Source organism: Ventosimonas gracilis (genome assembly GCF_001580025.1).
Lineage (GTDB): Bacteria > Pseudomonadota > Gammaproteobacteria > Pseudomonadales > Pseudomonadaceae > Ventosimonas > Ventosimonas gracilis.
In genome coordinates this window covers 1-1,927 of the sequence record NZ_LSZO01000055.1, presented here as the reverse complement: position 1 = coordinate 1,927, position 1,927 = coordinate 1, and the positions used below count along the sequence as shown (strand labels likewise).

Annotated in this window: 2 protein-coding genes; both read left to right on the top strand. The window is 51.9% G+C overall.

Annotated elements, in window-relative coordinates; genetic code table 11:
- The coding region (locus AXE65_RS02760; RefSeq protein ID WP_068387748.1) for a type IV secretory system conjugative DNA transfer family protein at positions 1-1,560 on the top strand (1,560 nt) is incomplete at its 5' end.
- On the top strand, positions 1,548-1,927 hold a 380-nt coding region (traF, locus tag AXE65_RS02755), incomplete at its 3' end, for a conjugative transfer signal peptidase TraF (RefSeq protein ID WP_068387745.1). The genes AXE65_RS02760 and traF, both read left to right, overlap by 13 nt.

Here is a 1,927-nt window from a genome sequence, read left to right as displayed (position 1 = left end):
AAAGATATTCAAGCCGCTGGATTATTACCCACCCATCAAAAAGGCAAAGAAGCCGACCCTCTGGTCTATGTCGGCGGTTTTGTAGACAAAGACGGCACGTTTTATTACCTGCGCCACAGTGGGCCGGAGCATATCCTCTGTTATGCGCCGACCCGTTCCGGTAAAGGCGTAGGGCTGGTGGTTCCGTCCTTACTGGCCTGGACTAAAAGCGCCGTTATTACCGATTTAAAAGGCGAGCTTTGGGCATTAACCGCAGGCTGGCGACAACAGCGGGCGCTGAACAAAGTACTGCGCTTTGAACCGGCGAGCAGTGATGATGGCGTAGTGCGCTGGAACCCGTTGGATGAAATCCGCTTCGACGATAAAACGGGTTTATTTGATGTCGGCGACGTACAAAATCTCGCCACCTTAATTGTGGATCCCGACGGCAAGGGGCTTGACACGCACTGGCAAAAAACCGCCTGTGCGTTATTGGTAGGCGTTATTTTGCATGCGCTGTATTTAAAGCGGGCAGACCTAAAGTTTAAAGCGAATATCGCCGCCATCGACGCGATGTTATCCAGTCCCGATGGTACGCCTGCCGAACTTTGGGACGCGATGATTAACAACCGCCATAACCCCGGCGGACTTCGTAACGATATTGTCGCGTCTGCCGGTGCCGACATGAAAAATCGCCCGCAAGAAGAAGGCGGCTCTGTTCTTTCAACGGCCAAATCCTATCTTGCGTTATACCGCGACCCAGTGGTTGAGAAAAACACCAACTGTTCCGACTTTTTAATTAAAGACCTGATGCACCATGAAAGTCCGGTCAGTCTTTATATCGTTACCCAACCCAATGACAAAGCGCGCTTGCGTCCATTAGTGCGGATACTGGTCAATATGATTGTCCGCCTGCTCGCCGACAAAATGGAATTTAAAAACGGCAGACCGCAGGCTCATTACAAACACCGCTTACTGATGATGCTGGATGAGTTTCCAAGTCTTGGCAAGCTGGACATCCTGCAAGAATCACTGGCCTTTGTCGCCGGATACGGCATCAAGTGCTATTTGATTTGCCAAGACATCAATCAGCTTAAAAGCCGCGAGACCGGCTATGGGCAAGATGAATCGATCACCTCGAACTGCCATATCCAAAATGCCTACCCGCCGAATCGCATTGAAACCGCCGAGCATTTGTCCAAACTAAGCGGACAAACCACCGCGGTAAAAGCGCAAATCACCACCAGCGGCAAACGTGGCGGTCTGATCATGGGGCAGGTCTCGAAAACCTTCCAAGAAGTGCAGCGCCCGTTATTAACGCCTGATGAGGCGCTACGCATGGCCGGGCCTAAAAAGAACGCGGCAGGTGAAATAGAAGTGGCTGGCGATATGGTCATTTATGCCGCTGGATACCCGGCCATTTATGGCAGGCAGCTACTTTATTTTAAAGACCCGGTGTTGCAAAAACGCGCCGCCATCGTCGCGCCTGCGCGAAGCGATACCTTGCGTACGCCCAAAGAAGACCCGGTAGCGCAGGGACAGGTTAATGCGTTATCAGGAGAGGCGCTGTGCAACGCTTAAGCCCAATAATCGCCAAAACCAGCCTGATACTTCTTGCGTTATTCAGCGGATTGCACTTTGCCGGTGCGCGGTTTAATCCCAGCAAAAGCGTGGCGCAAGGTTTGTATTGGCAAGTTGATCAGCCCATTGAAAAAGGCGCTTATGTGCTGGTCTGCCCGCCGGATACCGATATTTTTAAACTCGCCAAACAACGCGGTTATCTGACCGCCGGTTTTTGCCCAAACAACTACAGCGGCATGATGAAATGGGTAGCCGCCATAACCGGCGATGAAATCCGCATTGATCAAACCGGCATACAGATTAATGGGCAGCGTTTAGCCCATTCCAAAGCCTTAGCCACCGACCCTGGCGGCAGACCCTTACCGAA